This is a genomic window from Paracoccus sp. SM22M-07 (assembly GCF_001887735.1).
In the GTDB taxonomy this organism is placed as follows: Bacteria; Pseudomonadota; Alphaproteobacteria; order Rhodobacterales; family Rhodobacteraceae; genus Paracoccus.
This window is the reverse complement of record NZ_JPKW01000004.1, coordinates 245,342-270,261: the sequence shown is the minus strand read 5'-3', so window position 1 is coordinate 270,261 and position 24,920 is coordinate 245,342. Positions and strand designations below refer to the sequence as shown.

Annotated in this window: 26 protein-coding genes; 15 read left to right on the top strand and 11 right to left on the bottom strand. The window is 68.1% G+C overall.

Annotated elements, in window-relative coordinates; genetic code table 11:
• Positions 1 to 76: 76 nt before the first annotated feature.
• From IE00_RS08255 to IE00_RS08240, 4 genes are read left to right on the top strand one after another with little or no spacing between them, the layout of a single operon-like run.
• The gene (locus tag IE00_RS08255; RefSeq protein WP_072296599.1) at positions 77 to 997 is read left to right on the top strand and encodes a siderophore ABC transporter substrate-binding protein; all 921 of its coding nucleotides are present in this window, start codon (positions 77 to 79) and stop codon (positions 995 to 997) included.
• Positions 997 to 1,950, top strand: coding sequence for an ABC transporter permease (locus IE00_RS08250; protein ID WP_072296597.1), 954 nt, complete (start codon positions 997 to 999; stop codon positions 1,948 to 1,950). The genes IE00_RS08255 and IE00_RS08250 overlap by 1 nt, the downstream gene beginning before the upstream one ends.
• On the top strand, positions 1,943 to 2,899 hold the full coding sequence (locus IE00_RS08245) for an iron chelate uptake ABC transporter family permease subunit (RefSeq protein WP_072296595.1): 957 nt from the start codon (positions 1,943 to 1,945) through the stop codon (positions 2,897 to 2,899). Before IE00_RS08250 ends, IE00_RS08245 begins: the two co-directional genes overlap by 8 nt.
• A complete protein-coding gene (locus tag IE00_RS08240; RefSeq protein WP_072296593.1) occupies positions 2,896 to 3,654 on the top strand; it encodes an ABC transporter ATP-binding protein in 759 nt (252 codons plus the stop codon). Before IE00_RS08245 ends, IE00_RS08240 begins: the two co-directional genes overlap by 4 nt.
• Before the next feature lie 9 nt (positions 3,655 to 3,663).
• Here IE00_RS08240 and IE00_RS08235 read toward each other — a convergent pair whose 3' ends face one another.
• From IE00_RS08235 to IE00_RS08220, 4 genes are read right to left on the bottom strand one after another with little or no spacing between them, the layout of a single operon-like run.
• Complete coding sequence (locus IE00_RS08235; RefSeq protein ID WP_072296592.1) at positions 3,664 to 4,611, bottom strand: energy transducer TonB; 948 nt, start codon at positions 4,609 to 4,611, stop codon at positions 3,664 to 3,666.
• On the bottom strand, positions 4,608 to 4,982 hold the full coding sequence (locus tag IE00_RS08230; protein ID WP_170864107.1) for a biopolymer transporter ExbD: 375 nt from the start codon (positions 4,980 to 4,982) through the stop codon (positions 4,608 to 4,610). The genes IE00_RS08235 and IE00_RS08230 overlap by 4 nt, the downstream gene beginning before the upstream one ends.
• A 15-nt stretch (positions 4,983 to 4,997) precedes the next feature.
• Entirely contained in the window at positions 4,998 to 5,393 is a 396-nt protein-coding gene (locus IE00_RS08225) for a biopolymer transporter ExbD (protein WP_072296590.1), read from the bottom strand.
• On the bottom strand, positions 5,390 to 6,073 hold the full coding sequence (locus tag IE00_RS08220) for a MotA/TolQ/ExbB proton channel family protein (RefSeq protein WP_072296588.1): 684 nt from the start codon (positions 6,071 to 6,073) through the stop codon (positions 5,390 to 5,392). Before IE00_RS08220 ends, IE00_RS08225 begins: the two co-directional genes overlap by 4 nt.
• Positions 6,074 to 6,245: 172 nt before the next feature.
• On the opposite strand from IE00_RS08220, the gene mobA reads away from it, so the two are divergent.
• Complete coding sequence (mobA, locus tag IE00_RS08215) at positions 6,246 to 6,851, top strand: molybdenum cofactor guanylyltransferase MobA (protein ID WP_072296587.1); 606 nt, start codon at positions 6,246 to 6,248, stop codon at positions 6,849 to 6,851.
• Positions 6,838 to 7,698, top strand: coding sequence for a hypothetical protein (locus IE00_RS08210; RefSeq protein ID WP_139291371.1), 861 nt, complete (start codon positions 6,838 to 6,840; stop codon positions 7,696 to 7,698). Before mobA ends, IE00_RS08210 begins: the two co-directional genes overlap by 14 nt.
• A 6-nt stretch (positions 7,699 to 7,704) precedes the next feature.
• On the opposite strand, the gene IE00_RS08205 is transcribed toward IE00_RS08210, so the two are convergent.
• Positions 7,705 to 8,784, bottom strand: coding sequence for a LacI family DNA-binding transcriptional regulator (locus IE00_RS08205; RefSeq protein ID WP_240493827.1), 1,080 nt, complete (start codon positions 8,782 to 8,784; stop codon positions 7,705 to 7,707).
• Between the two features lie 155 nt (positions 8,785 to 8,939).
• Between IE00_RS08205 and IE00_RS08200 the strand changes: the two genes are divergently transcribed.
• Genes IE00_RS08200 through IE00_RS08170 form a run of 7 tightly spaced genes read left to right on the top strand, consistent with a single transcriptional unit; the run spans position 8,940 to position 15,501 of the window.
• Positions 8,940 to 10,262 (top strand): NAD(P)/FAD-dependent oxidoreductase, encoded by a 1,323-nt coding sequence (locus IE00_RS08200; protein WP_240493826.1) that lies wholly within the window; start codon positions 8,940 to 8,942, stop codon positions 10,260 to 10,262.
• Positions 10,259 to 11,068, top strand: a complete 810-nt coding sequence (locus tag IE00_RS08195; RefSeq protein ID WP_072296583.1) for a DUF1365 domain-containing protein — start codon at positions 10,259 to 10,261, stop codon at positions 11,066 to 11,068. Before IE00_RS08200 ends, IE00_RS08195 begins: the two co-directional genes overlap by 4 nt.
• A 9-nt stretch (positions 11,069 to 11,077) precedes the next feature.
• Positions 11,078 to 12,238: a cyclopropane-fatty-acyl-phospholipid synthase family protein gene (locus IE00_RS08190; RefSeq protein ID WP_072296581.1), complete on the top strand. Its 1,161-nt coding sequence runs from the start codon at positions 11,078 to 11,080 to the stop codon at positions 12,236 to 12,238.
• Positions 12,231 to 13,490, top strand: coding sequence for an MFS transporter (locus IE00_RS08185; protein WP_072296579.1), 1,260 nt, complete (start codon positions 12,231 to 12,233; stop codon positions 13,488 to 13,490). The genes IE00_RS08190 and IE00_RS08185 overlap by 8 nt, the downstream gene beginning before the upstream one ends.
• A complete protein-coding gene (locus IE00_RS08180; RefSeq protein WP_072296578.1) occupies positions 13,487 to 14,233 on the top strand; it encodes an SDR family oxidoreductase in 747 nt (248 codons plus the stop codon). The genes IE00_RS08185 and IE00_RS08180 overlap by 4 nt, the downstream gene beginning before the upstream one ends.
• Positions 14,234 to 14,236: 3 nt before the next feature.
• Positions 14,237 to 14,959, top strand: a complete 723-nt coding sequence (locus tag IE00_RS08175) for a tryptophan-rich sensory protein (protein WP_072296575.1) — start codon at positions 14,237 to 14,239, stop codon at positions 14,957 to 14,959.
• The gene (locus tag IE00_RS08170; protein ID WP_072296574.1) at positions 14,956 to 15,501 is read left to right on the top strand and encodes a redoxin domain-containing protein; all 546 of its coding nucleotides are present in this window, start codon (positions 14,956 to 14,958) and stop codon (positions 15,499 to 15,501) included. Before IE00_RS08175 ends, IE00_RS08170 begins: the two co-directional genes overlap by 4 nt.
• 1 nt (position 15,502) lies before the next feature.
• On the opposite strand, the gene IE00_RS08165 is transcribed toward IE00_RS08170, so the two are convergent.
• From IE00_RS08165 to IE00_RS08155, 3 genes are read right to left on the bottom strand one after another with little or no spacing between them, the layout of a single operon-like run.
• Positions 15,503 to 16,168: an SDR family NAD(P)-dependent oxidoreductase gene (locus IE00_RS08165; RefSeq protein WP_072296573.1), complete on the bottom strand. Its 666-nt coding sequence runs from the start codon at positions 16,166 to 16,168 to the stop codon at positions 15,503 to 15,505.
• Entirely contained in the window at positions 16,168 to 16,566 is a 399-nt protein-coding gene (locus IE00_RS08160) for a DUF2177 family protein (protein WP_072296570.1), read from the bottom strand. The genes IE00_RS08165 and IE00_RS08160 overlap by 1 nt, the downstream gene beginning before the upstream one ends.
• An 11-nt stretch (positions 16,567 to 16,577) precedes the next feature.
• Positions 16,578 to 17,954, bottom strand: a complete 1,377-nt coding sequence (locus tag IE00_RS08155; RefSeq protein WP_072296568.1) for a deoxyribodipyrimidine photo-lyase — start codon at positions 17,952 to 17,954, stop codon at positions 16,578 to 16,580.
• A 150-nt stretch (positions 17,955 to 18,104) separates the two neighbouring features.
• Here IE00_RS08155 and cobA point away from each other — a divergent pair, with 150 nt between their 5' ends.
• Both cobA and IE00_RS08145 read left to right on the top strand, forming a co-directional pair.
• Positions 18,105 to 18,860, top strand: a complete 756-nt coding sequence (cobA, locus tag IE00_RS08150) for a uroporphyrinogen-III C-methyltransferase (protein WP_072296566.1) — start codon at positions 18,105 to 18,107, stop codon at positions 18,858 to 18,860.
• 131 nt (positions 18,861 to 18,991) lie between these two features.
• Entirely contained in the window at positions 18,992 to 22,315 is a 3,324-nt protein-coding gene (locus IE00_RS08145) for a calcium-binding protein (RefSeq protein WP_240493825.1), read from the top strand.
• Here the strand turns inward: IE00_RS08145 and queG are convergent.
• The 3 genes from queG to mtgA form a co-directional block, all read right to left on the bottom strand.
• Positions 22,312 to 23,394: a tRNA epoxyqueuosine(34) reductase QueG gene (gene queG, locus IE00_RS08140; RefSeq protein WP_083554177.1), complete on the bottom strand. Its 1,083-nt coding sequence runs from the start codon at positions 23,392 to 23,394 to the stop codon at positions 22,312 to 22,314. The genes IE00_RS08145 and queG overlap by 4 nt on opposite strands.
• 16 nt (positions 23,395 to 23,410) lie before the next feature.
• Complete coding sequence (locus IE00_RS08135; RefSeq protein WP_072296564.1) at positions 23,411 to 24,097, bottom strand: glutathione S-transferase family protein; 687 nt, start codon at positions 24,095 to 24,097, stop codon at positions 23,411 to 23,413.
• Positions 24,098 to 24,172: 75 nt separating this feature from the next.
• On the bottom strand, positions 24,173 to 24,920 hold a 748-nt coding region (gene mtgA, locus IE00_RS08130), incomplete at its 5' end, for a monofunctional biosynthetic peptidoglycan transglycosylase (protein WP_371328433.1).

Genomic DNA, 24,920 nt, shown 5'->3' with positions numbered 1-24,920 from the left:
TGCCGCGCTAGGGCCTTGGTTGCGCGTCCGATCGTCCGGCCTGTCAAAGGGGTGCGCGTCAATGAAAGGATCTGCCATGCGTCGCATTGCCCTGTCCGGCCTGATGGCCGTCGCCCTGTCATCCGCCGCCCTGTCATCCGCCGCATCGGCCCAGGATGTCGGCATCCAGACCGCGCAGGGGTTGGTCGAATTGCCGGCAAACCCGCAACGGGTCGCCGTCTATGACATGGCGGCGCTGGACACCCTGCAGGCGATGGGCGTGACGCCCGCGGGCACCATCGACGACATCATGGTTCCGGCGCTGCGCGAAGGGGCCAAGGACGCCGCCCCCGTCGGCACGCTGTTCGAACCCGACCTCGAGGCGCTGGCGGGGCTGGCACCCGATCTGGTCATCGTCGGCGGCCGGTCCTCGACCCAGCTGCAGACCGTGTCGCAGGTGGCCCCCGCCATCGACATGACCATCGACACCGATCTGCTGCCCGAGGCCCGCGCCCGCATCGAGGCCTATGGCACGCTGTTCGGCAAGCAGGACCGCGCCGCGCAGATGCGCGACACCCTGGATGACAAGCTGGCCGCGCTGAAGGATGCCGCCCATGGCCACGACACCGCGATGATCGTGATGACCAACGGCCCCAAGATGGCGGCCTATGGCAAGGGGTCGCGCTTTGGATGGATCTACGGGGCCACCGGCCTGGCCGAGGCCGCGCCCGATCTGGACGAGGCCACCCACGGGCAGGCCATCACCCATGAATTCATCGCCGAGGCCGATCCCGACTGGCTGCTGGTCGTCGATCGCGGCGCCGCCATCGGCGAGGATGGGCAGGGCGCCCAGGCGACGCTGACCTCGGATCTGGTGGCGGGGACGACGGCGTGGTCCAAGGGGCAGGTCGTCTATCTGGACCCGGCGGCGAATTATATCGCGGCGGGCGGTTACGGGTCGCTGATCGCGACGCTGGACCAGCTGACCAAGGCGCTGGCCGACAGCCCCGCCCGCTGATGCGGCTGCTGCCCACCCTGCTGATGGCGCTGGTCGCGCTGATGCTGGCCAGCCTGACCGTCGGGGCCGCCCATGTCGATCTGCGCGACATCTTCCGCGACAGCCGCGCGATGCTGGTCCTGCTGGAATCGCGCCTGCCGCGCACCCTGGCCGTGGCCCTGACGGGGGCCGCGCTGTCGGTGGCGGGGGTGCTGATCCAGGCGCTGGTGCGCAACCGCTTTGTCGGGCCGGACACGGTCGGCACCGCCGAGGGCGCGGCCCTTGGCCTGCTGGCCATCACCATCCTTGCCCCCGCCAGCCCGCTGTGGGTGCGGATGATCGTGGCCAGCCTTGCGGCGATGGCGACGACCTGGCTGTTTCTGGGCGTGATCCGCCGTCTGCCCGTGCGCGAGGTGATGCTGATCCCCATCGCGGGCCTGGTCCTGTCGGGGGTGTTGGGATCGGTCGTGACCTTTGTCGGCTGGCAGACCGACCTGATGCAATATGTCGGCACCTGGCTGCTGAGCGGCGAATTTTCGGGCGTGATCGCGGGGCGATACGAATTGCTGTGGGTCGCGGCGGGTGCGGCGGGGCTGGCATGGTTCGCCGCCGACCGCTTTGCCATCTTGGGCCTGGGCGACCAGGTGGCCACGGGGCTGGGGCTGTCGACGGCATCGGTCATGCGGCTGGGGCTGGCGGTGGTGTCGGTGGTGACGGCGATGGTGGTGACCACGGTGGGCATGATCCCCTTTGTCGGGCTGGTGGTGCCGAACCTGGTGTCGCGCATCATGGGCGACAATCTGCGGGCCTCGCTGCCGGTGGTGGCGTTGTCGGGCGCGGTGCTGGTGATGGCCTGCGACCTGGCGGGGCGGCTGGTGATTTATCCCTACGAGGTTCCGGCGGGCCTGATCCTGGGCATCCTGGGCGCCGTCCTGTTCCTGTGGCTGCTGCATCGCAGGCCCGGCCATGGATAGGCGGCGCGGGCTGATGCTGGCCGGGCTGGCCCTGCTGTTGGCGGGGGTGTCGGCGCTGTGGATGGTCCAGGGCCTTGGGGCGGGCAATCGCGGGTTCATCCTGTCGCTGCGCGCGACCAAGCTGGCGGCGCTGATCACGGTGGCCGTGGCCATCGGCGTGGCCACGGTGCTGTTTCAGACGGTGGCGGCGAACCGGGTGCTGACGCCCTCGATCATGGGGTTCGACGCGCTTTACGTGCTGATGCAGACGCTGATGGTGGTGGTCCTGGGCAATGCCGGCTTCGCGGGCCTGCCGGCGGGCCTGAAATTCGGGGCGGATGTCGGGGTGATGACCGCGCTGTCGGTGGCGCTGTTCGGCACGCTGCTGGTCAGGGGTGCGCGCGACATTCCCCGGATGATCCTGACCGGGGTGATCCTGGGGGTGCTGTTCCGGTCCGTTTCCGGGTTTTTGGGGCGGGTGCTGGACCCCAATGAATTCGCCGTCGTGCAATCGGTCAGCTTTGCCAGCTTCAACCGCGTCGATGCGGCCCTGCTGCCTGTGGCGGGCGTGCTGACGGCGGGGGCTGTGCTGACCGCCCTCCGCCTGGCGCCGCAGCTGGACGTGCTGGCCCTGGGGCGCGAACCGGCGGTGTCCCTGGGTCTGCGCCATCGCAGGCTGGTCATGGCGACGCTGGCGTTGGTGGCGATGCTGGTGTCGGTGTCGACGGCGCTGGTGGGACCGGTGGCTTTCTTCGGGCTGATCGTGGCGGGGCTGGCGCATGGGGCGCTGCAGGACGCGCGCCACGCGGGGCTGATCCCCGCCGCCGGGCTGATCGCGGCCATCCTGCTGGTCGGCGGTCAGTGGCTGTTCGAACGCGTGCTGGGACAGGCCGCCACCCTGTCGGTGGTGGTCGAATTCGCCGGCGGGCTGTTCTTCCTCTATCTGCTGCTGAAAGGCCGTATCCGATGATCCAGATCAGCAATCTTGGCCACCAGATCGGCGGGACGCAGATCCTGCACGACATCACCACCCGCTTTCCCAAGGGCCGGTTGACGGCGCTGATCGGGCCGAACGGGGCGGGCAAATCCACCCTGCTGCGCCTTGTCGGACGGTTGGAACCCCTGCAGCAGGGGCGCATCACCGTGGCCGGCCACGACGTGGCCCGCACGCCCACCGCCGATCTGGCCCGCGTCATGGCGATTCTGGGCCAGCAGACCGCCATCGCCAGCCGGCTGCGCCTGTCCGAGCTGGTGGCCTTTGGTCGCTGGCCCCACCATCAGGGCCGCCCCGGTCCCGCCGACCGCGCCAAGGTGGCAGAGGCCATCGACGCCTTTGGCCTGACCCCCCTGCAGAACCGGTTCCTGGACGAGGTGTCGGGCGGCCAGGCACAGCGCGCCCATATCGCCATGGCCTTTGCCCAGGACACCGAATGGCTGCTGCTGGACGAACCCCTGAACAACCTGGACATGGCCCATGCCCGTGCGCTGATGGCGCGCCTGCGCGACCTGGTCGACCGGCAGGGCCGCAGCGTCGGTCTGGTCGTGCATGAAATCAACTATGCCGCCGCATGGGCCGATCACGTCATCGCCATGAAGGACGGCCGCATCGTGGCCCAGGGAACGCCCGATGCCGTCCTGACCCAAGGCGTTCTGTCGGATCTGTATGACGCGCCGATCACCGTCGGGCGGCACAAGGACCGCCCGCTGGTGCTGCATCACGCCTGATCCAGGGCCTCAGCGCAAGGCGAAGGGCTGACGGAAGGCCACTGCGGCCTCGGTCAGGCCGGCGGGGGCCGCGGGGCATCTGCCGGTGCGCTGCAGGGCGCGCTGGATCTGCTGATCGACGCGCGCATTCCCGGTCGAACCGGCCAGCGAGGCGCCTTGGATCTGGCCGCTGCGGGCCACCGTCACGTCGATATTCACCTGCTGGCCGCGCCCGCCGCTGATCCGCGACAACTGGCGGGCCAGGCATTGGTTGATCTGCGCGCCCCATTGGGCCTTCAGGTTGGCGCGGGTCTGGGCGCTGACGCCGCCGCCTCCGCCCCCCTGACCCGAGGCCTGGCTGGTCCCGCCATTCCCTTGACGGCGCGCGGGCTGGGCCTCGGCCGCCCGTGCGGGCGCGGGGCTGGCCGGTTCCGGGCGTGCCTGGCGCTCGGGCTGCGGTTCGGCCTTGGGCTGCGGCTTGGGGCGGGCGGGCTTGCGGTCGGGACGGGCCGAGGCCGCCAGCGCGGTATCGGGCTTGATCTCGGGCGGGGTCATCTGCTGCAGGTCGGGCAGGTCCAGCGTCGCGGGATCGATCCGGGGTTCGGGTTCCGGCACTGGCTCGGGCTCGGGTTCGGGCGGGGGCGGCAGGTTCGGACGCGCGGCGGTCGGCATGGGCGGGGCCATGTCGGGCAACGCGGCCATCTGCGGCGCCTCCTCGACCGATGCATCGGGCAGATCCGCGCTCTCCGGTTCCGGCTGGACCTGTTCGGGCTGCTCGGCCGTGTCGGGCTCGGTCTCCCATGCCTCGACCAGGGCCTGCGCTTCGGGTCCGCCCGCCGCCAGCGATGCGGGCGGGGCATCCATCGCGGCGCCCTTTTCCAGCTGGTCCTGCGGCAGCATCATCGCCGCCGCCGACACGTGCAGCGCCGCCGCGATGGTGAAGAAGCCCGCCGTTTCCAACATCCGCCGCGACATCATGGCTGACCCTTGTTGACGACCAGCTGTGCCCCGGCATCGGTCACCTGGCGCAGCTGTTTCAGATGGGCGGCCAGGCTGACCGCGGGGGTGGCGGCATCGGCGCGGATCTGGACGGGCAGGGTGTCGGTGCGGGCGGCGATCAGCGGCCATACATCCTCGCCCCGCGCCTCGTTCCAGGCCAGCTCACCGGTGGCCGACACGTAAAGCACGTCCTGCGCCTGCGTGCGCAGATCGGACCGGCTGTCCGGCGGCGTCACGGGAAACGGCGTCGAGGGCGATATCTGCGCCGTCAGCAGAAAGAAGATCAGCAGCAGGAAGACGACGTTGATCATGGGGATGATCGATTCGCCGCGCGGCCGGCGCCTGGGCATGTCGATATGCATGGGCTATTCCACCAGGATCATGTTGGTGATGCCGCCCGCGCGCAGATCGTCCATGACGCCGACCAGCCGCTGCAGGTCGGCCCCGTCGCGGGGGCGCAGGATGACGGCATCGCCGGGTTCGGGCAGCAGGTCGGACAGCGCCGCGACCAGGTCGGGCCGGGCCATCGCCGTGCCGTTCAGCAGGATCGCGTCGGGCGTCACGTCGACCAGGCGCGGCGCGCCCTGCCATTCGGTGGCCTGACCCTCGGCCCCGCCCGCGATGGGCAGGGCGACATCCATGCCGAAGCGCGATGCCAGCATGAAGAAGATCAGCAGCAGGAAGACCACGTCGATCATCGGCGTCAGCGACATCCGTCGCGGGTGCCGGCGCGGTCCCAGGTCGAAACCGCCCTGGGTCATTCCGCGGCCTGCAGCAGGCGGGCGCGGGCAGGGGCGGCGTCACGCTTGACGAAGACGCGGGTGGCCAGGTCCTCCAAGTCCGATTGCAGGCGGTCGCTGATGCTTTCGAACCAGGACAGCGCCACGCCCGCGGGGATGGCGACCGCCATGCCCGCCGCGGTCGTCAGCAGCGCCACCCAGATGCCGCCAGCCAGATCGGACGGATCAGCCTGGTTCCCCGAGGTCTGCAGCACCTGGAAGGCCGAGATCATGCCCAGAACCGTCCCCAGCAGGCCCAGAAGCGGCGCGATGGTGGCGATCAGCTCCAGCGCGCGCAGGCCTTCGCGGGACCGGTACAGGGTCTGGCGGGCGACGCGTGCGGTTTCCTCGCGCGCGGCCTGGTCGTCGAAGGCCGGATCAAGCGAGGTGCCGATCGCCGCCTGCGCCACGCGCGCCCGCGCCGAGGGACGCCCCCGCACCTGGTCCAGCGCTGCGCGGCGGTCGCCCTGCGCCCACAGCTCCAGCGCGCGCCGCGAATGCCGCCCGCCCCAGACCCCCAGCCGCCACAGCGACAGCACCTTCCACAGCACCACCGCCAGCAGGATCACCGAAAGCGCGGCGATCAGCCACATCGTCCAACCGCCGTCGCGGATCATCGCGAAAAGGGGAATGGAGGCCAATGTCGTCCCGAGTTCGGTCATGGGTCGGTTCCTGAATGCTGGGGCGGCGCATGGCCGCGGCAGGCGTGAAAGGCAGGCCGGCAGGGCCCGGATGCGTGGTTTCCCATGCCGATACCGTAATCTTAGTAAAGATGTCAAGAATAGGCTGGCAATAGCGCTTGCCCCGGCGATCTGGTCGGTTCAAGGATGGGGCATGAAGATTCCGGTCGTCATTCTTGCAGGCGGACGGGCCACCCGGATGGGCGGTCTGGACAAGCCGTTGCTGACCTTGTGCGGGCAAAGCCTGCTGTCGATCATCCTGGACAGGCTGCAGGGGCAGGGCGGACCGGTGGCGCTGAACGCCAATGGCGATCCCGCCCGCTTCGCATCATACGACCTGCCCGTCCTGCCCGACAGCCTGCCCGATTTCCCCGGACCGCTGGCGGGCATCCTGGTGGCGATGGACTGGGCCGCCGCGACGGGCGCGCGCCAGGTGGTGACGGTGGCGGGGGACACGCCGCTGTTTCCCCGCGACCTGGTGGCGGGGCTGGCCAAGGCCGCAGGGCCGCAGGGATTGGCGCTGGCGGCAACGCGGGATGGCGCGGGTTTGCGCGATCACCCCACCTTCGGGTTGTGGCCGGTGGACCTGCGGGACGACCTGCGCGCCACGCTGGCGCAGGGTCAGGGGCGGGTGCGCAGCTTTACCGCGCGCCACGGGGCCGTGCAGGCCATCTGGGACGCCGCCCCCTTTGATCCCTTCGCCAATATCAACACGCCGCAGGATCTGGCCCTGACCGAGGCCCGGCTTGCCGCGCTTTGACCGGATCCTGATCGTCGACTGGTCGGCGGCGGGCAAACCCTGCCGGGGCGCGAATTCCATCTGGATCGGCAGCGATGCGGGCGAAGCGGCCAATCCCGAAACCCGCCAGCGGGCGTGGAAGATGCTGGGCTGTCAGCTGTCGCGGGCGCGCAAGGCGGGGCATCGGGTGCTGATCGGCGTGGATTTCGCCTTTGGCCACCCGGCGGGGCTGGCGGCGATGGTGACGGGGCAGGGGCGGGCCATGGCGCTGTGGGACCACCTGTCGGCCCTGCATCACGATGACGGCACCAATGCCAGCAACTATCGCGACATCGCCGCCCAGATGAACCGCCAGATCGGGCAGCCGGTCTTTTGGGGCAACGGGCGCAAGGCCCAGATCGCCGATCTGCCGCGGCTGAAGCCGCCCGTGCATCCCGACCTGCGCGACCACCGCGCCACGGAAACGGCCATCACCGGGGCGCGGCCGAAATCGGCCTTTCAATTGGCGGGGGCGGGCAGCGTCGGCGCCCAGAGCCTGACGGGAATCCCCTGGCTGGCGCGGCTGCGCGACCGGCAGGATGCGCGGGTCTGGCCCTTCCAGGACTGGCAGGACGCGCTGGTGGTCCTGGCCGAGGTCTATCCCTCGATCATCGCGGACCGGTTGCGCGGGCTGTCGGGTTTCGGCTGCCTGGACCAGGCGCAGGTCACGGTGCTGGCGCGGGCGCTGCGGCGGCTGGATGACGCGGATGCGCTGCTGCCGCTTTTCGCGCCCGATCCCCGCATCGCCGACCTGATGGCCGAGGGTCAGATCCTGGGCACGGGCCACGAAGCCGCCCTGCGCGCCGCGGCGGCGCAGGTGACCGCCTGACGCCGGTCAGAGCGGCGGCGCGGTGGAGCGCCCGACGACCAGCTCGGCCTCCAGCAGGTCCTGGACATGGGGGGCGTCCTTGTTGCCCACCCGCTCGATCAGGCGGGCGGCGCAGCGTTGTCCCGCCAGGCGGACGGGCGACCGCATGGCGGTGAAATAGGGCACCGTGTCGCGATTGGCATAATAGGACAGGTCGTCGTCGAAGGTGACCACCGACAGGTCGCGACCCAGCACAAGGCCGCGTTCCTCGGCGGCCTGGCGGATGCCCGTGGCGATGGTGGTCGCGGCACACAGGATCGCGGTGGGCGGTTCCGGCAGGTCCAGCAGGCGCAGCGCCTGGGCATAGCCGTAAGCCGCCGTCATCTCGGCCGAGACCATCATCTGCGGCGTGGGCGACAGCCCCGCATCCCGCATCGCCTTGGCAAAGCCCTGCCGGCGGCGATGGGCGAAATCCAACCGCTCGTCCCCGTTCAGCAGGGCGATGCGCCGGTGCCCCAGCTGCAAGAGAAACCCCGTCGCCCGTTCGAAGGCGCGCTGGTTGTTCACGTCGACCCAGGAATAGGGGCCGGAATGTTCGCTGACCCGGCCATGCACCACGTATGGCAGGCCGATGCTGTCCAGCAGCGCGGGCCGGGTGTCGTCATGGCGCGGGAACTGGACGATGACGCCGCCGATCATGCCCTTGGACTTCAACCCGCGATAGGCCTGCGCCTGATCGTCGTCGGGGACCATCGACAGGTTGATGTCAAAGCGGCGGGCGGCGCATTCCTCGCCCACGCCGGCCAGGAAATCGGCATAGATCGGGTTCACGATCTCGTTCCGACCGGTGACGGGGATGACGCAGCCGATGATGTCGGCATGACCCGTGGCCAGAAAGCGCGCATGGGCATTGGGGCTGTAGCCGTGCAGGCGCGCGGCCTCGATCAGGCGGGCGCGGGTGCGTTCATTGACCTCGGGGTGGCCGTTCAGCGCCCGGCTGACGGTCGTCTGCGACATGCCGACCAGCTTGGCGAATTCCTTAAGCGTCATGTTCGTCCGCATCTTGCCGCGGCGCGTTGTCGAGCCGGGACGGGTATCGGTTTCCATCAATGCAGCTTTCGCCCAACGATGGCAACAGTTTCGCGCTTTCAACGGGTTCGCGCAATCGTGGTTGACTTTCCGACCGCCGACCCCCCGAAGTCGCAGGGTGCAACCTTTTCCCGGCCTGTCCGTGTCTTGGCACCAAGAGCAGGAGACAGACAGTGACCGACCCGACCCAGTTCCGCCCCGCCCCCCGCATGTCCACGCCAGGGGCCCGCGTCCGCGTCGCGGTGATCGGGGGTGGCATCTCGGGGCTGGGGACCGCCTGGCTGCTGGACCCGCATCACGACGTCACCCTGTTCGAGGCCGAGACCCGCCCCGGCGGCCATGCCCGCACCGTCGAGGCCTTGGGCACCCCCGTCGATACCGGCTTCATCGTCTGCAACAGGCGGACCTATCCGCTGTTCATTCCCATGCTGGAACATCTGGGCGTGGCCCTGGAAAAATCCGACATGACGTTTTCAGCCAGCTTCGGCGGCGGGCGATACGAATACGGGACCGCCACCACGGCGGCGCTGTTTGCGCAGAAGATCCGGGCGCTGGACCCCCGTCACCTGCTGATGCTGCGCGACATCCTGCGCTTTTTCCGCGAAGCGCATGGATACCAGGATGGCGGGCTGTCCCTTGGCCAGATGCTGGACCGGCTGCGCCTTGGGCGCGACTTCCGAGAGATGTTCCTGCAGCCGATTTCCGGCGCCATCTGGTCCACGCCTTCGGGCGACATGCTGGATTTCCCGGCCGCCAGCTTCGTGCGGTTCTTTGACAATCACGGCCTCTTGTCGGTCAGCGGCCAGCCGGACTGGCTGACGGTCACGGGCGGATCGCGCGCCTATGTGCAGGCCATCACCGCGGGGCTGCGCGGTCAGCTGCGCCTGGGTGCGCCGGTCTTCAAGGTCATCCGCCATGCCAAGGGCGTCACCGTCGTCACCCCCCGCGGCCCCGAGGAATTCGACCGCGTCGTCATGGCCGCCCATGCCCCCCAGAACCTTGCGATGCTGGATCATCCCGATGCGCAGGAACGGGCCATCCTGGGCGCCTTCCGCACCCAGCCCAACCGCATGGTGCTGCATTCGGATGAACGCCTGATGCCGCGTCGCCGTGCGGCCTGGGCATCGTGGAACTATATCACGCAGGAACGCCGCCCCGTGCCGGACCGGCCGATCAGCCTGTCATACTGGATGAACCGCCTGCAGAACCTGGACACGCCCAAACCGCTGATCGTGACGCTGAATCCCGAATTCGAACCGCGCGACATCCACGACCAGGCGATGCTGGCCCATCCGCAATTCGACGATGCCGCCATGGCCGCGCAACGGCGGCTGCCCTCGATCCAGGGGCGCGGCGGGGTCTATCACGCGGGCGCCTGGACGCGCTATGGTTTTCACGAAGACGGCCTGCTGTCGGCGCTGCGCGTCGCACAGGCCATGGGAATCGAATGGCCTTTGGGGATCGACCCCTGGGCCGAGGAGGCAGAAGCCGCATGACCGATCTGTGGAGGGGCGCGCTGATCGACACCCGCATCTGGCATGGCCGGCGGGGCGACGTGGCGCGCGACTTCCACTATCGCACGACCTATCTGGCGGTGCCGGTCGCCGGGTTCGATGCGGGCGACCTGCCCGTCGCGGTGGACCATGCGGCGGTTTGGCAGGTGCGGCGCCGCGATTTCGGCGCGCGGGACGGATCGTCGCTGCAGGGCTTCATCATGGGGCTGCTGGAACCCGCCGGGCTGTCGCAGGCCCGCCACGTCACGCTGGTCACCACGCCGCGCACGTCGGGATACGGGTTCAACCCGGTCAGCTTCTGGCTGTGCCGCGACGATGCGGGCGATCTGCGCGCCGTCCTGGCCGAGGTGTCGAACACCTTTGGGGAACGCCATCTGTATCTGTGCCACCGCCCCGATCTGGGTCCGATCACGCGCAGCGACCGGCTGACGGGGGACAAGCTGTTTCACGTATCGCCCTTCCTGCCGCGATCGGGGCGCTATGTCTTCCGCTTCGATGCGGGGCCGGACCGCTTCGGGGCCTGGGTCGACTGGATCGGCGCGGATGGGACGGTGCGGCTGGGGACCTCGATGGTGGGGCCCGCGCGGGCCATGACGCGGCGCGCCGTCCGTGCCGCCGCCCTGCGCCGACCCCTTCAGGCACAGCGGATCATGGCGCTGATCCACTGGCAGGCCGCGCAACTTTTCGGACGGGGCGTCCGTTACTTGAGAAAGCCCACGCAGAAGGCCGCCAGGGCCTCGGACGCGACCGCGCTGGACCGCGGCAAGGGATCACATGACAGGGGATGACGAATAACGATGCTGCTGCAAGGAAGACTGTCACGCCAGTTCCTGGAAACCGCCGAGCGTATCGAACGCGGCACGCTGACCATCACCACGCCCGATGGCGCCATCCATGCCTTTGGCGGCGTGCATTCCGGCCCTGACGCGCATCTGGTCATCCATGACTGGCGCATGGCGCCCGCGCTGGCCGCCAAGGGCGATATCGGCATGACCGAAGCCTATCGCGACGGCTGGTGCGACACCCCCGACCTGGAGGCTCTTCTGACCGTCGCCCTGCTGAACGAGGACGTGCTGGACCGTTACATCTATGGCAATCGCCTGCAGGCGATGGCGACCAAGGCGCTCTATTTCTTCAACCGCAACACCAAGGCCGGGTCGCGTCGCAACATCCAGGCGCATTACGATCTGGGCAACCAGTTCTATGGCCTGTGGCTGGATGACAGCATGACCTACAGCTCGGGCATCTATGCGCCGGGCGACGACCTGACCGCGGCCCAGCATCGCAAATACGACCGCATCATCGACAATTTGTCGGGCAATTCGGGCCGCTTGCTGGAGGTCGGCTGCGGCTGGGGCGGTTTCGCCGAACGCGCCATGGCACGCGGCGATTTCGCGCCCAAGGGGCTGACCCTGTCGGTCGAACAGGCCGAATATGCGCGCAACCGTCTGGGACAGGGGGCCGATATCGCGCTGCAGGATTACCGCGACGAGGCGGGCAAATACGACCATGTCGTGTCGATCGAGATGTTCGAGGCCGTGGGCGAGAAGTTCTGGCCGGTCTATTTCGGCAAGCTGGGCCATGTGCTGGCCGACAAGGGCCGGGCGATGATCCAGACGATCACCGTGGCCGACCGCTATTTCGACCGCTATCGCAGCGGCCCCGACATGATCCGCAGCTTCATCTTTCCGGGCGGCATGCTGCCGTCCCCGTCGCGTTTCCAGGCCGAGGCCGCCCGCGCCGGCCTGCGGGTCGAGGACAGCTTCGGCTTTGGCCGCGACTATGCCCGCACGCTGCGCGAATGGCTGGTGCGGTTCGACGCGGCCCTGCCGCAGATCCGCAGCCTGGGCTTCGACGATGCCTTCATCCGCGTCTGGCGCTTCTATCTGGCCGCCTGCGCGGCGTCGTTCGAGGTCGGGCGCACCGACGTGATCCAGTACCGTCTTGCCCATGCGTGACGGCCCCCGGCCAGCGGATCCACCGCGGGCCGAGGTCTTGGCCTATGGCGCGCTGGCCGCGCCCCTGGCCTTTGGCGGGCTGCCGCTTTACATCCACGCGCCCGATTTCTATGCCGCCGATCTGGGCGTGGGGCTGGCGGCCCTGGGAGTCGTGCTGGCCGCCCTGCGCGCGGTCGACGCGGTGCAGGACCCGCTGGTGGGTTGGGCGGGCGACCGCTGGCCCCGGGCGCGGCCCGCGATGATGGTGGCGGGCGCGGTGGCGCTGGTGGCCGGTGTGGCGGGGCTGTTTGCGCCGATGGGCCTGCCGCTGCTGGTCTGGTTCGCGCTGATGATGGTGCTGGCCAGCCTGGGGCACAGCCTGATTTCGGTGAACCTGATGACCTATGGTGGGGTCTGGCGCGACGCGCCCGCCGCCAAGTCCCGCATCAGCGGCTTTCGCGAAGGCTTTGGTCTGGCAGGGCTGATCCTGGCGGTGTCGCTGCCGGCCGGATTGGCGGTGGTGGTGGGACGCCAGGCGTCGTTGATGGCACTGGCGGCGGTGCTGGCCATCGGCATGGCGATCTGCCTGCCCCTGTTCCTGCGCTGGCGGCGGGGCGCGCGTTTCGACCTGCAGGCCGCGCCCGATGCCGCCCCGCCGGGCCTGCGCGCCTTTGGACCCTTCTATGCGGTGGCGGGGCTGGTCTTGTTGTCGGCGGCCTTTCCTGCGGCGCTGATCCTGATGCTGGTCCGCGACCTTCTGGGTGCCGAGGATCTGGCCGGGGCCTTTCTGCTGGCCTATTTCGTGGCGGCCCTGCCGGGGGCGGCGCTGGCGGGGCATCTGGGCGGGCGTTTCGGCGCCGTGCCGGTCTGGACGGGGGCGCTGATCCTGTCGATCGCGGGGTTTGCGGGCGCCTTGGCCCTGGGGCCGGGGACGGTGGGGCTGTTCTTTGTCATCTGCCTGCTGACGGGCCTGACCTTCGGTGCGGATCTGGTCCTGCCGCCGGCGATCCTGTCGGCGCGGATCGGGGCCACGGGCAGCGCCGCCGCGGCCACCCGCGCCCATGCAGGGCTGGCCTTCCTGACCAAGGCGGCGCTGGCGCTGGCGGGGGCCATCGCGCTGCCGCTGCTGGCGCGGGCGGGGTTTCGTCCAGCGGCACCGAACCCGGAACAGGCGCTGGACGCGCTGCGTTGGATCTATGCGGGCCTGCCGCTGGTGCTGCGTGCGCTGGCGATCGGCCTGTTGATCCAATTTCACCGGAAGGGCCGGATATGAGCAGCGACAAGACCCCCGAACGCATCTGGATCATCGGCGCAAGCGACGGGATCGGGCAGGCGCTGGCCAAGGCCTGGTCGGCGCGCGGCGCGCATGTGATCCTGTCCGCCCGCAGCCGCGAGCCGTTGGAAAAGCTGGCCGCCCAGCTGGGCCGTGCCGATGTGCAGGTGCTGGATGTCGCCGACCGCGCCAGCGTCCAGGCCGCCGCCGATGCCATCACCGCCGATGGTCCCGTCGACCGGATCGTGCATCTGGCCGCCATGTACGATCCCGGCCGCATCGCCGATCTGGACCCCGACAAGGCCGCGCAGATCGTCACCGTGAACCTGACCGGCAGCTTTCACATCGCCCAGATCGGCCCCAAGGTCCTGCGCGAGGGTGGACAGTTGGCGCTGACCGGATCGGTGGCGGGCTATGTCGGCTTGCCGCAGGGGCAGATCTATTCGGCCTCGAAGGCGGGGGTCATCAATCTTGCGGAATCGCTGCGGGCGGAACGGACCGATCTGGACATCCGCCTGATCTGTCCGGGCTTCGTGGAAACGCGGCTGACCGAAAAGAACGATTTCAAGATGCCCGCCATCATCAAGCCCGAGGAAGCCGCCAAGGCCATCATGAAGGGCCTTGAAGGCGGCAGCTTCGAGATCCACTTCCCCCATCGCCTGACGCGGTCGCTGAAGCTGATCCGGGCGCTGCCCTATGCCCTGTCGATGCGCCTGACCCGACGCCTGAGCCGCGAGGACTGATCCATGACCAACCGCAGCTGGGCCATCCTTGTCCTGATCGCGGCGATCGCCTTTGCGCTGTCGCCGGTCATCTTTCCGGGCTTTGCGGGCTATGATGCCGACCTGTTCCCGATCCCGCAGGAAAACCCGCCCGTGCAGCCTGCGGGCTGGGCCTTTTCCATCTGGGGGGTGATCTATCTGTGGCTGATCCTGGGCGCGGGATACGGGCTGTGGCGGCGGGCCGATGATGAGGACTGGGCCACCATGCGTCCCGCCCTGCTGATCAGCCTTGCGGTGGGTTTCCTGTGGATCCCGGTGGCGCAGGTGCTGCCCGGCCTGGCGACGCTGATGATTCTGGTGATGATGGTGTCGGCCATCGTGGCCATGCTGTGGGCGGGCCGACGCGATCCCTGGCTGGAAGGGCGGCCCGTCGCCCTTTACGCGGGTTGGCTGACGGCGGCGTCGGGGGTGTCGATCGGCATCTGGCTGGCGGGGCATGGCATCCTGTCCCAGCAGGTGGCCGCCATCCTGTGCCTGATCGGCGTCTGTGCCGTGGCCCTGGCGGTAATGACGATGCGGCCCGAAGAATGGGCCTATCCCGCCGCGGTGATCTGGGCTTTGATCGGGATCATTGTCGCCAACCTTGCCAGCGGCAACATAGTCATCGTCATCCTTGCCCTGATCGGTGCGATCGCACTGGCCGCCCGCGCGGCGATGGGGCTGAAACGCAAAGGACAAGCAAGATGAAACGCCGCCTGTTCCTGTCGCTGGCCACGGTCATTTCAGCCATGGGGCTGACCAGCGTCGCATCCCGTGCGGCCGATGCGCCGGTCTTCCGCTTTCCCTCGATCGACGGGGGCGAATACGACACGGCCGATTGGCGTGGCAAGCCGGTCTTGGTGGTGAACACGGCCTCGCTTTGCGGTTTTGCGGGGCAGCTGACCGACATGCAGGCGCTGCACGACGCCTATGGTGATCGCGGGCTGGTGGTGCTGGCCGTCCCTTCGGATGATTTCAACCAGGAACTGGCCAGCGGCAAGGAGGTCAGCGAATATTGCCAGATGGAATATGGCATCACCCTGCCGATGACCGATATCCTGCACGTGGCCCAGGGCGAGGTTCACCCCTTTTACGCCTGGGTCCGGCAGCAGACAGGTTTCGTGCCCAAGTGGAACTTCAACAAGGTCCTGATCGGCCCCGAGGGCGCGATCCTTGGCAGCTGGGGGTCCTTCACCAAGCCCGGCGGTCCGCAGATCAGCGCGTTGTTCGAACCCTATCTGCAGGGTTAGATCACCACGGCACCACCTGGCCCTTCCAGTCGCGGAAGCTGCCCGTGTCATCGGGGGTCAGGCTGTCGATGACCGACAACAGCGCCCCGGCACTGTCATCGGGCGTGATGGTCGGATAACGGGCGGCATATCTGGCCGTCAGCGGCGTTTCCACCGTGCCCGGATGCAGCGCCACCAGGATGGCATGGCGGTTGCGGCGGCGATATTCGATGGCGGCGGTGCGGATGATCTGGTTCTGGGCGGCCTTGGCGGCGCGATAGGACACCCATCCCCCCAGGCCATTATCCCCGATCGACCCGACCCGCGCCGACAGCGAGGCCAAAACCGATCGCCGGTCGCTGGCCAGCAACGGCGCGAAATGGGCGATGACCAGCGCCACCCCGGTCGCGTTCAGCGCAAATTGCGCCGCCATCGCCTGTGCATCCACCGCATCCATGGTCTTTTCGGGCTGATGCCCACCGACGACCAGCGCCCCCGTGGCATTGAAGATCAGGTCGAACCGTTTGTCGGACAGCCGCGCGGCGTGATCTCGCAGCGTATCCGGGCGGTTCACGTCCAGCCCATCCGCGCTGCGCGACAGGCCCGTGACATCGGCCCCCGCATCGCGCAGGCGGTCGCACAGGGCGGCGCCGATGCCGCCCGTAGCCCCGATGACCAGCGCCTGCATCAGGCCAGCCAGCGCGTGATCATCACCCCGGCCCAGGCCGAAGCACCCGTCAGCGCACCACCCCACAGCGTGTCGGTGATGACCTGTTCCCACGACCACGGGCGCAGCGTGGCAAGGTTGGTGAATTCATAAGTGCCATAGCACATCAACCCGATCAGCGCCCCGCCGATCAGTGCCTGCACGGGCTGGTTCGCCTTCAACGCCGGAACCGACACGAAATAGAGCACGCCCACGATATAGAGCGAATAGAAGAACGCCGCCGGCCCGATCCGGAAGGGATCGGCCAGCAGGTCGCCCACATGGCGTTCAAAGACCGGGCGGATCAGCTTGCTGATGCCCACCGCATCCACCGCCAGGAAGATGACCAGTGTCGAGACATAGAGGATGATCATTTGCATCGGATGTTCCTTCAGGATTTCACGGTTTCATAGGCGTCAAGTGCGCGAGCCCTGCCCTCGGACAGGGAAATGGCGGGGGTGGGTTTTCGCGACAGGTCGATCTTCCACGACCGGGGCGCGGCGGCGGCGAAACGGGCCGCGCCTTCGGCATCGGGGTCCAGCCAGTAATCGCGATACCGGCTTTCTTCGTCGAATTTCTCGGCCTGGGTTTCGGGGTTGAACACCCGGAAGAAGGGCGAGGCATCGGGTCCGCATCCGGCCACCCATTGCCAGTTCATGGCGTTCGATGCCGCGTCCCAATCGATCAGGCAATGCGCGAACCAGTCGATGCCGACCCGCCAGTCGGTCAGCAGATGCTTGGTCAGATAGCTGCCGGTGATCATGCGCACGCGGTTGTGCATCTGGCCGGTGACATAAAGCTCGCGCATCCCGGCATCGACCATCGGCACACCGGTCATCCCGCGCCGCCAGTCCCGCGCGTCATCATTGTCGCGCTTCCATGGAAAATCCGCCCATTCCGGACGCCAAGGGGTGCTGGCCATGTCGGGGGCCTCGTGGAACAGTTCGCGGGCGAATTCGCGCCAGCACAGTTCGGACAGGAAATGGTCGATCCCCCGCTGGCCGTCCTGAAGGGCCGGCTGGCAGTGACGCCAGATGCGGCGGGCGCTGATCTCTCCCACGGCCAGCGCATCCGACAGGTTCGAGGTCGCGCGGGGCCGCCAGGGATGGTCGCGATGCTGCTTGTAGTCGGGCAGGGTGCCGTCCAGGAATTCGTCCAGGCGGGTCATGGCCTCATCCTCGCCGGGGCGGATGTGGTCGGCGACGATGTCCCAGCCACGGTCCATGGCGGCACGGGCCTCGGGCCAGTCGGTGCCGTCGCTGTCGGGCCAGCTGTCGGGCGCCGACAGGGACGGTGCGGGCAGGGGCGGGGCGATGTCGGTCTGGCGCAAGGCCTTCCAGAAGGGGGTGAAGACCTTGTAGACGCCGCCGGTCTTGGTCAGCACCGATGCCCGCGGCACAAGATCGGCCAGTTCATGCAGATGCAGCGTCGCGCCGCCCCGTTCGACCGCCGCCTGCAATCCGTGATCGCTGGCAAAGGGGAAGCCGACCGTGGTGTGGACCGCGCTGGCGCCGGTTTCGCGGGCGATCTGTTCCAGAACCTGCGCCGGATCGCCGCGCCGCACGATCAGCTTGCTGTGGCGTTGGTGCAGCGAAGCCTCAAGGCGGGGCAGGGACATGGCCTGCCTTTGGGCGCTGGCGGGATGGTCGCGGGCTTCGGCAGGGTCCAGGATGACCAGCGGGATCACGGCGCCATTCTTGGCGGCGGCGACAAGGGCGGGGTGGTCGTCCAGCCGCAGCACCCGTCTGAACCAGCAGATCACCGTCATCGCATTCTCCTTGTTGCCTGTCCTGACATCACGCATCACCGCGTGGAAAGTTTCATCGCATCCGCAACTTGCATTCCCGATGCGCGGCATTGTCACACCCGCGCGGGGTGGTATAGCTGTCCCACCCAGCATCCAGAGGCCGCCCCCACATTGCCAGATCATGCCCCCACCCCCGGTTTCGTCTCGCTCGTCTCGGCGGGGCCGGGTGACCCCGAGCTGTTGACGCTGAAGGCCGCGCGGCTGTTGGCGCAGGCGGATGTGGTGCTGTTCGACGACCTGGCCTCGGGGCCGGTGCTGGATCATGCGGGGCCCGATGCGGAACTGATCGCGGTGGGCAAGCGCGCGGGGCGTCCCTCGGCCAAGCAGGAGGCCGTGAACGAGCTGATCATCCAGCATGCCCGCGCCGGCAAACGGGTGGTGCGGCTGAAATCGGGCGATGCGGGCATCTTCGGGCGCCTGGAGGAGGAGCTGGTCGCCCTGACCCAAGCCAATATTCCCTTCGAGATCGTGCCGGGCGTCACATCGGCCAGCGCGGCCGCGGCGGCGGTCGGCATGCCCCTGACGCGCCGCCTGACCGCGCGCCGGGTGCAGTTCGTGACGGGTGCCGACGTGACGGGGCAGCTGCCCGGCGACATCAACTGGGCGGCGCTGGCCGATCCGGCGGTGACGACCGTGGTCTTCATGGGCCAGCGCAGTTTTCCCAAGATGGCGCAAGGACTTGTGGAACACGGACTGCCCGGCACCACGCCCGCGGTCTTTGCCGAAGCCGTGGGTCACCCCACCCAACGCCTGGTGCGCACGACCGTCGACGGGTTGGCGCGGATGTTGCGCGACGGCCCCGTCAGCCAGCCTGGGCTGATCATCTATGGTCCCTTGGCCCTGCCGACCGGCGAGGAAACGGCGTGATTTTCAAGGGGTGACGGAGTCCTCATTGCATAAAATGCAAAGGAACCCGGACTAGCCAAAGGGATAGGTTAAGCCCATCTTTAACCTGTTCCGAGTCACCCGCCCCCCTTGCGGCTCACATCCGAAATATCATGATCGAGTATCGCCACGTGACCACCTTCGGTGTCACGCAACAGCGCTGGCTTGCCAACATCACCGATCTCGCCCTGGTCGAGATCGATGGGCAGGCGATGCTGGTGGTGGCGACGCAGCTGGGCGGCGGGATCAGCAGCTATGCCCTGGGGGGCCCCGGCACGCAGATCACCGCGTTGCGCAACCGCGCCTATCTGGGCGATACGACCTATCAGGGCCCGCCACGGCTGTCGGTCATCGACATGGGCGACCGCAGCATGGTTCATGTCGCGCAGATGGGCGGCATCGCGGATCAGGCGACCGAATTGCGGGGGGGCAACGGGGCTTTGGGGTCGTTTCAGGCCCTGTTCCAGAACGGGCTGGGGCGGTCGCTGACGGCCCTGGGGCAGGTCCTGACGGCCCAGGGCAACATCGTCTATTCCGCGCAGGATGGCGGGCTGCGCCTTCAGACGCATGTGGTCACGGATGACGGCAGGCTGACGGCGCGGGGGCAGGTCGTTCTGACTGCGCCCGCGGGCAGCATCGATGCCACGCTGGACCGCATCGTGGACACCTCGGTCAATGGCCAGAAGATTCTGGTGGCGGTGTCGGCGGGGGGGAACTTCATCTCGACCCACCTGATGTCGCCGACCGGCGCCCTGAGTGCGGGCGTGGTCCATGTCGCGGGCCAGGGGGCGGGCTATGACGCGCCATCCGACCTGCGGGTGGTCGGTTCCGGCGGGCGGACCTATGTCGTCGTGGCGGGGTCGGGGTCCGGGTCGCTGACGGTCTTTCGGCTGGACGGAAAAGGCCAGCTGACCCCCGTCGATCACGTGCTGGACGAGGCCACGACCCGGTTCCAGTCGGTCACGGCGCTGGAAACCGTCCAGATGGGAGAACGCGGCTTCGTCTTCGTCGGCGGGGCCGATGACGGGATCACCGTCTTCACCGTGCTGCCCGACGGCCGCCTGCTGCATCTGGGCACCATCGCCGATACGGGCGACATGACCCTGGCCGATGTCAGCGACATCCAGGCGCTGGTGCGCGACGGCCAGATCATGCTGTTCGTGGCCTCCGCGACCGAAACGGGCATCACCCAGCTCAGCTTTCAGCCCGGCCCGATCGGCAAGACGGGCTTTGCGGGCGCGGGCATCGTCAAGGGCGGCACCGGCGGCGACCTGCTGGTCGCGGGTGCCGACACCACCCGCATCGAGGGTGGCGCCGGTGGCGATATCCTGGTGGCGGGCAACCGGCCGATCACGCTGGTGGGCGGTACGGGGGCCGACATCTTCGTGCCGTCGCGCGTCAAGGGGCGCATCACGATCCAGGATTACGAACACGGGGTGGACCGCCTGGACCTGTCCATGCTGGGCAGCATCCGCAGCATCTGGCAGCTGCGCTTCATTCCCACTGCCAGCGGCGTCATGATCATCTATGGCGAGACGATCCTGGACATCCAGACCCGCGACGGCCGCTCGCTCAGCATCGCCGACTTCTCGAACGCGCTGTTTCCTGTCGCCCATTACGACCTGCCCGAGATCGACCCCGAGGATAACGCCCCCGGCGGGACGCCCTCGGACAAGCCCGAATGGCTGATCGGAACCGCCGGCAACGACCGGCTTCTGGGCACCGCCGCGCCACAGGCGGTCATGGCGGGGGCGGGCAACGATACCGTGTCGGGCGGGGCGGGCAGTGACACCATAAAAGGCGAAGCCGGTCACGACGTCCTGCGCGGCGGCAATGGGGCCGACCAGATCAGGGGCGGGTCGGGCCGCGACACGCTGTTCGGCGATGCCGGTGACGACCTGCTGAACGGCGACCATGATCACGACCTGCTTTATGGGGGCGCAGGCAATGACACGCTTTACGGGGGCTTGGGCAACGACCTGATCTATGGCGATGACGGCGATGACGTCCTTTACGGGGGGGCGGGCAACGACACGCTGGTCGGCGGGGTGGGCGATGACTGGCTGCAGGTCTTTCTGGGTAACAACCGCCTTCTGGGAGAGGATGGCGACGACACGCTGATGGGCGGGGCCGGGGCCGATTTCCTGTCGGGCGGCCTGGGCAATGACAGCCTGTCGGGCGGTGACGGCAATGACCGGTTGCAGGGCGATGACGGTGACGACTCGCTGGACGGCGGCGCAGGCGGTGACACGCTGCTGGGGGGGCGCGGTCACGACTTGATCCGTAGTGGCGATGGCTATGACCTGGTTCTGGGGGGCGAGGGGAACGACACGATGGTCGGCGGGCCGGGGAATGACCGCCTGCTGGGCGGGGCAGGCAATGACAAGATCCACGGCGATGACGGCAATCATCGCCTGCTGGCTCAGTTCGGGGCGGATCTGATCTATGGCGGTGCGGGGCGTGACGCGATCTTCGGCCATGCCGGAAATGACACACTGTTCGGCGGTGACGATTTCGATTTCATCGACGGGGGTGCGGGATTTGACAGGCTGTACGGAGAGCTGGGCAACGACACGCTGCAGGGCGGGCCAGGCCACGACCTTCTTTACGGGGGCGATGGCAATGACCGCTTGTTGGGCGGCAACGGCAATGATTCGCTTTATGGCGGGGCGGGCCATGACTTTCTGCAGGGTAGTGGCGGCCTGAACTGGCTTTACGGCGAAGACGGCAACGATACGCTGATCGGGGACAAGCACGATGACCACCTGATCGGGGGGGCGGGCAATGATCGTCTGCTGGGAGGATCGGGCAATGACATTCTGTTCGGGAATGCCGGCGATGACACGCTGTCCAGCTCAGCTGGACAGAACCTGCTTTCGGGTGGCTATGGGAACGACCTTCTCAGCGCTGGCGGGGGCAACGACACGCTGTTGGGCGGGGCGGGCAACGATACGCTCTCCGGGGGTGACGGCAGCGACCTGATGCGCGGTGCCGGGTGGCGGGACCACCTATCGGGGGGACTGGGCAATGACACCTTGGATGGTGGCGCCGGGGATGACCGGCTGTTCGGGCAGGGCGGCAATGATACGCTGGCAGGGGGGGCAGGCCGGGACGTTCTGATCGGCGGCGCGGGCGCGGACCGGCTTGCCGGTGGCTCCGAAGGCGACCTCTTTCGCTATGAACACGTCAATGACAGCCGCGTCAACAGCTCGGACCTGATCGTCGGCTTTCAGCCCGGTCTGGATCGTCTTGACTTAAGGCCCCTGAATCTGGGCCATGCCGGGCCAGAGGATTTCAGGGGTGGCAGATCGCTGTCCTGGGATCATGCCGGGTCGCAGACGCATGTCATGATCGACCTGAACGGCGATCACCATGCCGACATGCTGATCCGGCTGAATGGCACGCTGACGCTGACGGGCGACGACTTCCTGATCTAATCCGCCAAACGCGCCACGGCCCAGGCCGCCGCATCCGCCACCGCCCTATCCGGATCGCCGCACAACCCCTGCGCCACAGGTATCAGCGTCGCATCCCCCGAATTACCGATCGCGTAAAGCACGTTGCGCACAAAGCGGTCGCGCCCGATCCGCTTGATCGGACTTCCCGAAAACCGGGCCCGGAACCCCGCATCGTCCAGCAAGGCCAATTCGGCCAGGGGCGGGGCGTCGATGATCCCGCGATAGCGCATCTCGGTCCCCGATTGGGCGAACTTGTTCCACGGGCAGACCGCCAGACAGTCGTCGCAGCCATAGATCCGGTTGCCCATCAGCGGCCGCAATTCGGGATCGACCGGGCCTTTGTGCTCGATCGTCAGATAGGAGATGCAGCGGCGCGCATCCAGCTGGAACGGCGCCGGAAAGGCCCCTGTCGGGCAGACATCCAGACAGGCGCGACAGGACCCGCAATGCTCCCCCTGCGGTGCATCGGGCGGCAGGGGCAGTGTCGAAAATATCGCTCCCAGAAAGAACCAGCTGCCCAGGTCGCGCGACAGAAGATTGGTATGCTTGCCCTGCCATCCCAACCCCGCCGCCTGCGCCAGAGGCTTTTCCATCACCGGGGCGGTGTCGACAAAGACCTTGATCTGATGCCCCGGCGTCTGTTCCAGCATCCAGCGGCCAAGACGCTTCAGGCGCTTCTTGACCAGGTCGTGGTAATCCTTGCCCTGCGCATAGACGCTGACCGCCGCCCGGTCGCGCTGATCCAGCACGGCCAGCGGATCGTGGTCGGGGGTATACAGCTCGGCCAGCATGATCACGGATCGCGCTTCGGGCCAAAGCGCCTGCGGGTCGCCCCGCCAATGCGTCCGCTCGGCCATCCAATCCATCTGCCCGTGCCGCCCGGCCTCCAGAAATGCCGCCAGCCGCCCGGCCAGTTCGGGAACGGCATCGGTGGTGGTGACCCCCATGCGCGAAAAGCCGATGGCCTTCGCCTCGGTCTCGATCTCCGCCTTCTTCTTTGCCCAAATACCCTCGGGGGGTCCGGGGGGCGACGCGCCCCCGGCCGTCGCGGGACGCATCCCGCCCCCTGCAGGCCTATCCGAAGTCCAGCTCGGCATAATGCGCGGCCGGATGGATGCCCGGAACCTGATCGGCCAGAACCGAACGGAAGGCCGGGCGCGACTTGATCGTGGCATACCAGTCACGCAGCATCTCGGACCGGTCCCAATCCACATCCGAGATGTAGTCCAGGCAGGAAAAATGCGCCGCCGCCGTGAAATCGGCCAGGCTGATCGCATTTCCGGCCAGCCAGCGCCGCGTCTCCAGCAGGCTGGACAGATAGTCGATATGCTCCTTGATCGCCCTCAGCCCGTCCTTGACGACGCGGCTGTCGGGATATCCGGTCCGCATGACCTTCTTCCAGACGCGTTCGTTCAGGATGGGCTGGGTCACCTCGGTGTGGAACTTGTCGTCGAACCACGCGCAAAGCCTGCGCACCTCGTGGCGTTCCAAGGGCGTGCTGGGCATCAGCGCGGGCGAGGGCATGGCCTCGTCCAGGTATTCGACGATCGCCTGGCTTTCCGACAGCAGGTTCCCGCGATAGCGCAGCACCGGCAGCTTGCCGGCGGGGTTCCTGCGCCTCAGGTCGGGGGGGCTTTCCCAATAGCGTTCCTCGACCAGTTCGACTTCGATCTTCTTTTCTGCCAGCACAAGGCGCACCTTGCGGCAATAGGGGGACAGCGCCGTGTGATACAGTCGCGTGGTCTGCGTATTGTTGTTCATGGACTGCTCGAGACCTTCTTCTTATCGCAACGCCATCTTGATACGCGCCAGCATGGCCGCTTTCAACCAAGCGCGCTAAGGGGCCATGTCGCGCTGAAAGCAATCCGCCCGCCCGTCGCGGCCGATGGTGGCAGCCCCGTCGGCGATGGCGCGCGACCGCGCCGAGGCGGCATGGGGGCTGCGCTTGCGCGGGGCGGGCAGGACGGCGGCCAGCCGGGCGGACTGCACCCGGGTCAGGCGGTCGGGCGTGGTGCCGAAATATTCGCGCGACGCGGCGCCGATGCCGAAGATGCCGGGGCCGAACTCGGCGATGTTCAGATAGACCTCCAGGATGCGCGGCTTGGACCACAGCCCTTCCATCATCGGCGTCAGGGCGGTTTCGGCCGCCTTGCGGGCCCAGCTGCGGGTCTGCCACAGATAGGCGTTCTTGGCGGTCTGCTGCGTCAGCGTCGACGCACCGCGGCTGGAGCCCGAGGCCACGACCTTGCGGATCTCGGACATGTCGAAACCCCAGTGCCGGCAGAAATTCGCATCCTCGGCCGCCACGACCGAACGGCGCATCACCGGCGCGATCCGCTCCAGCGGCACCCAGGTCCGCTCGACCAGCGGGTCCTGCCGCGCGGCGCCCAGCATCGTCCATGTCAGGGGCGGATTCACGAAGGCATAGATCGTGACCGATCCCGCCATCACCAGCGCCACCCGCAACAGCATGAAGCGCAGCCAGAAGACCAGATAACCGCGCAGCGACTGTCTGCGACGGCGGATCGGCGCGGCCTCGGGGGGCGGGGCGTCGGGGGATGGGGTTTCGGGGGGGCGGCGGGAC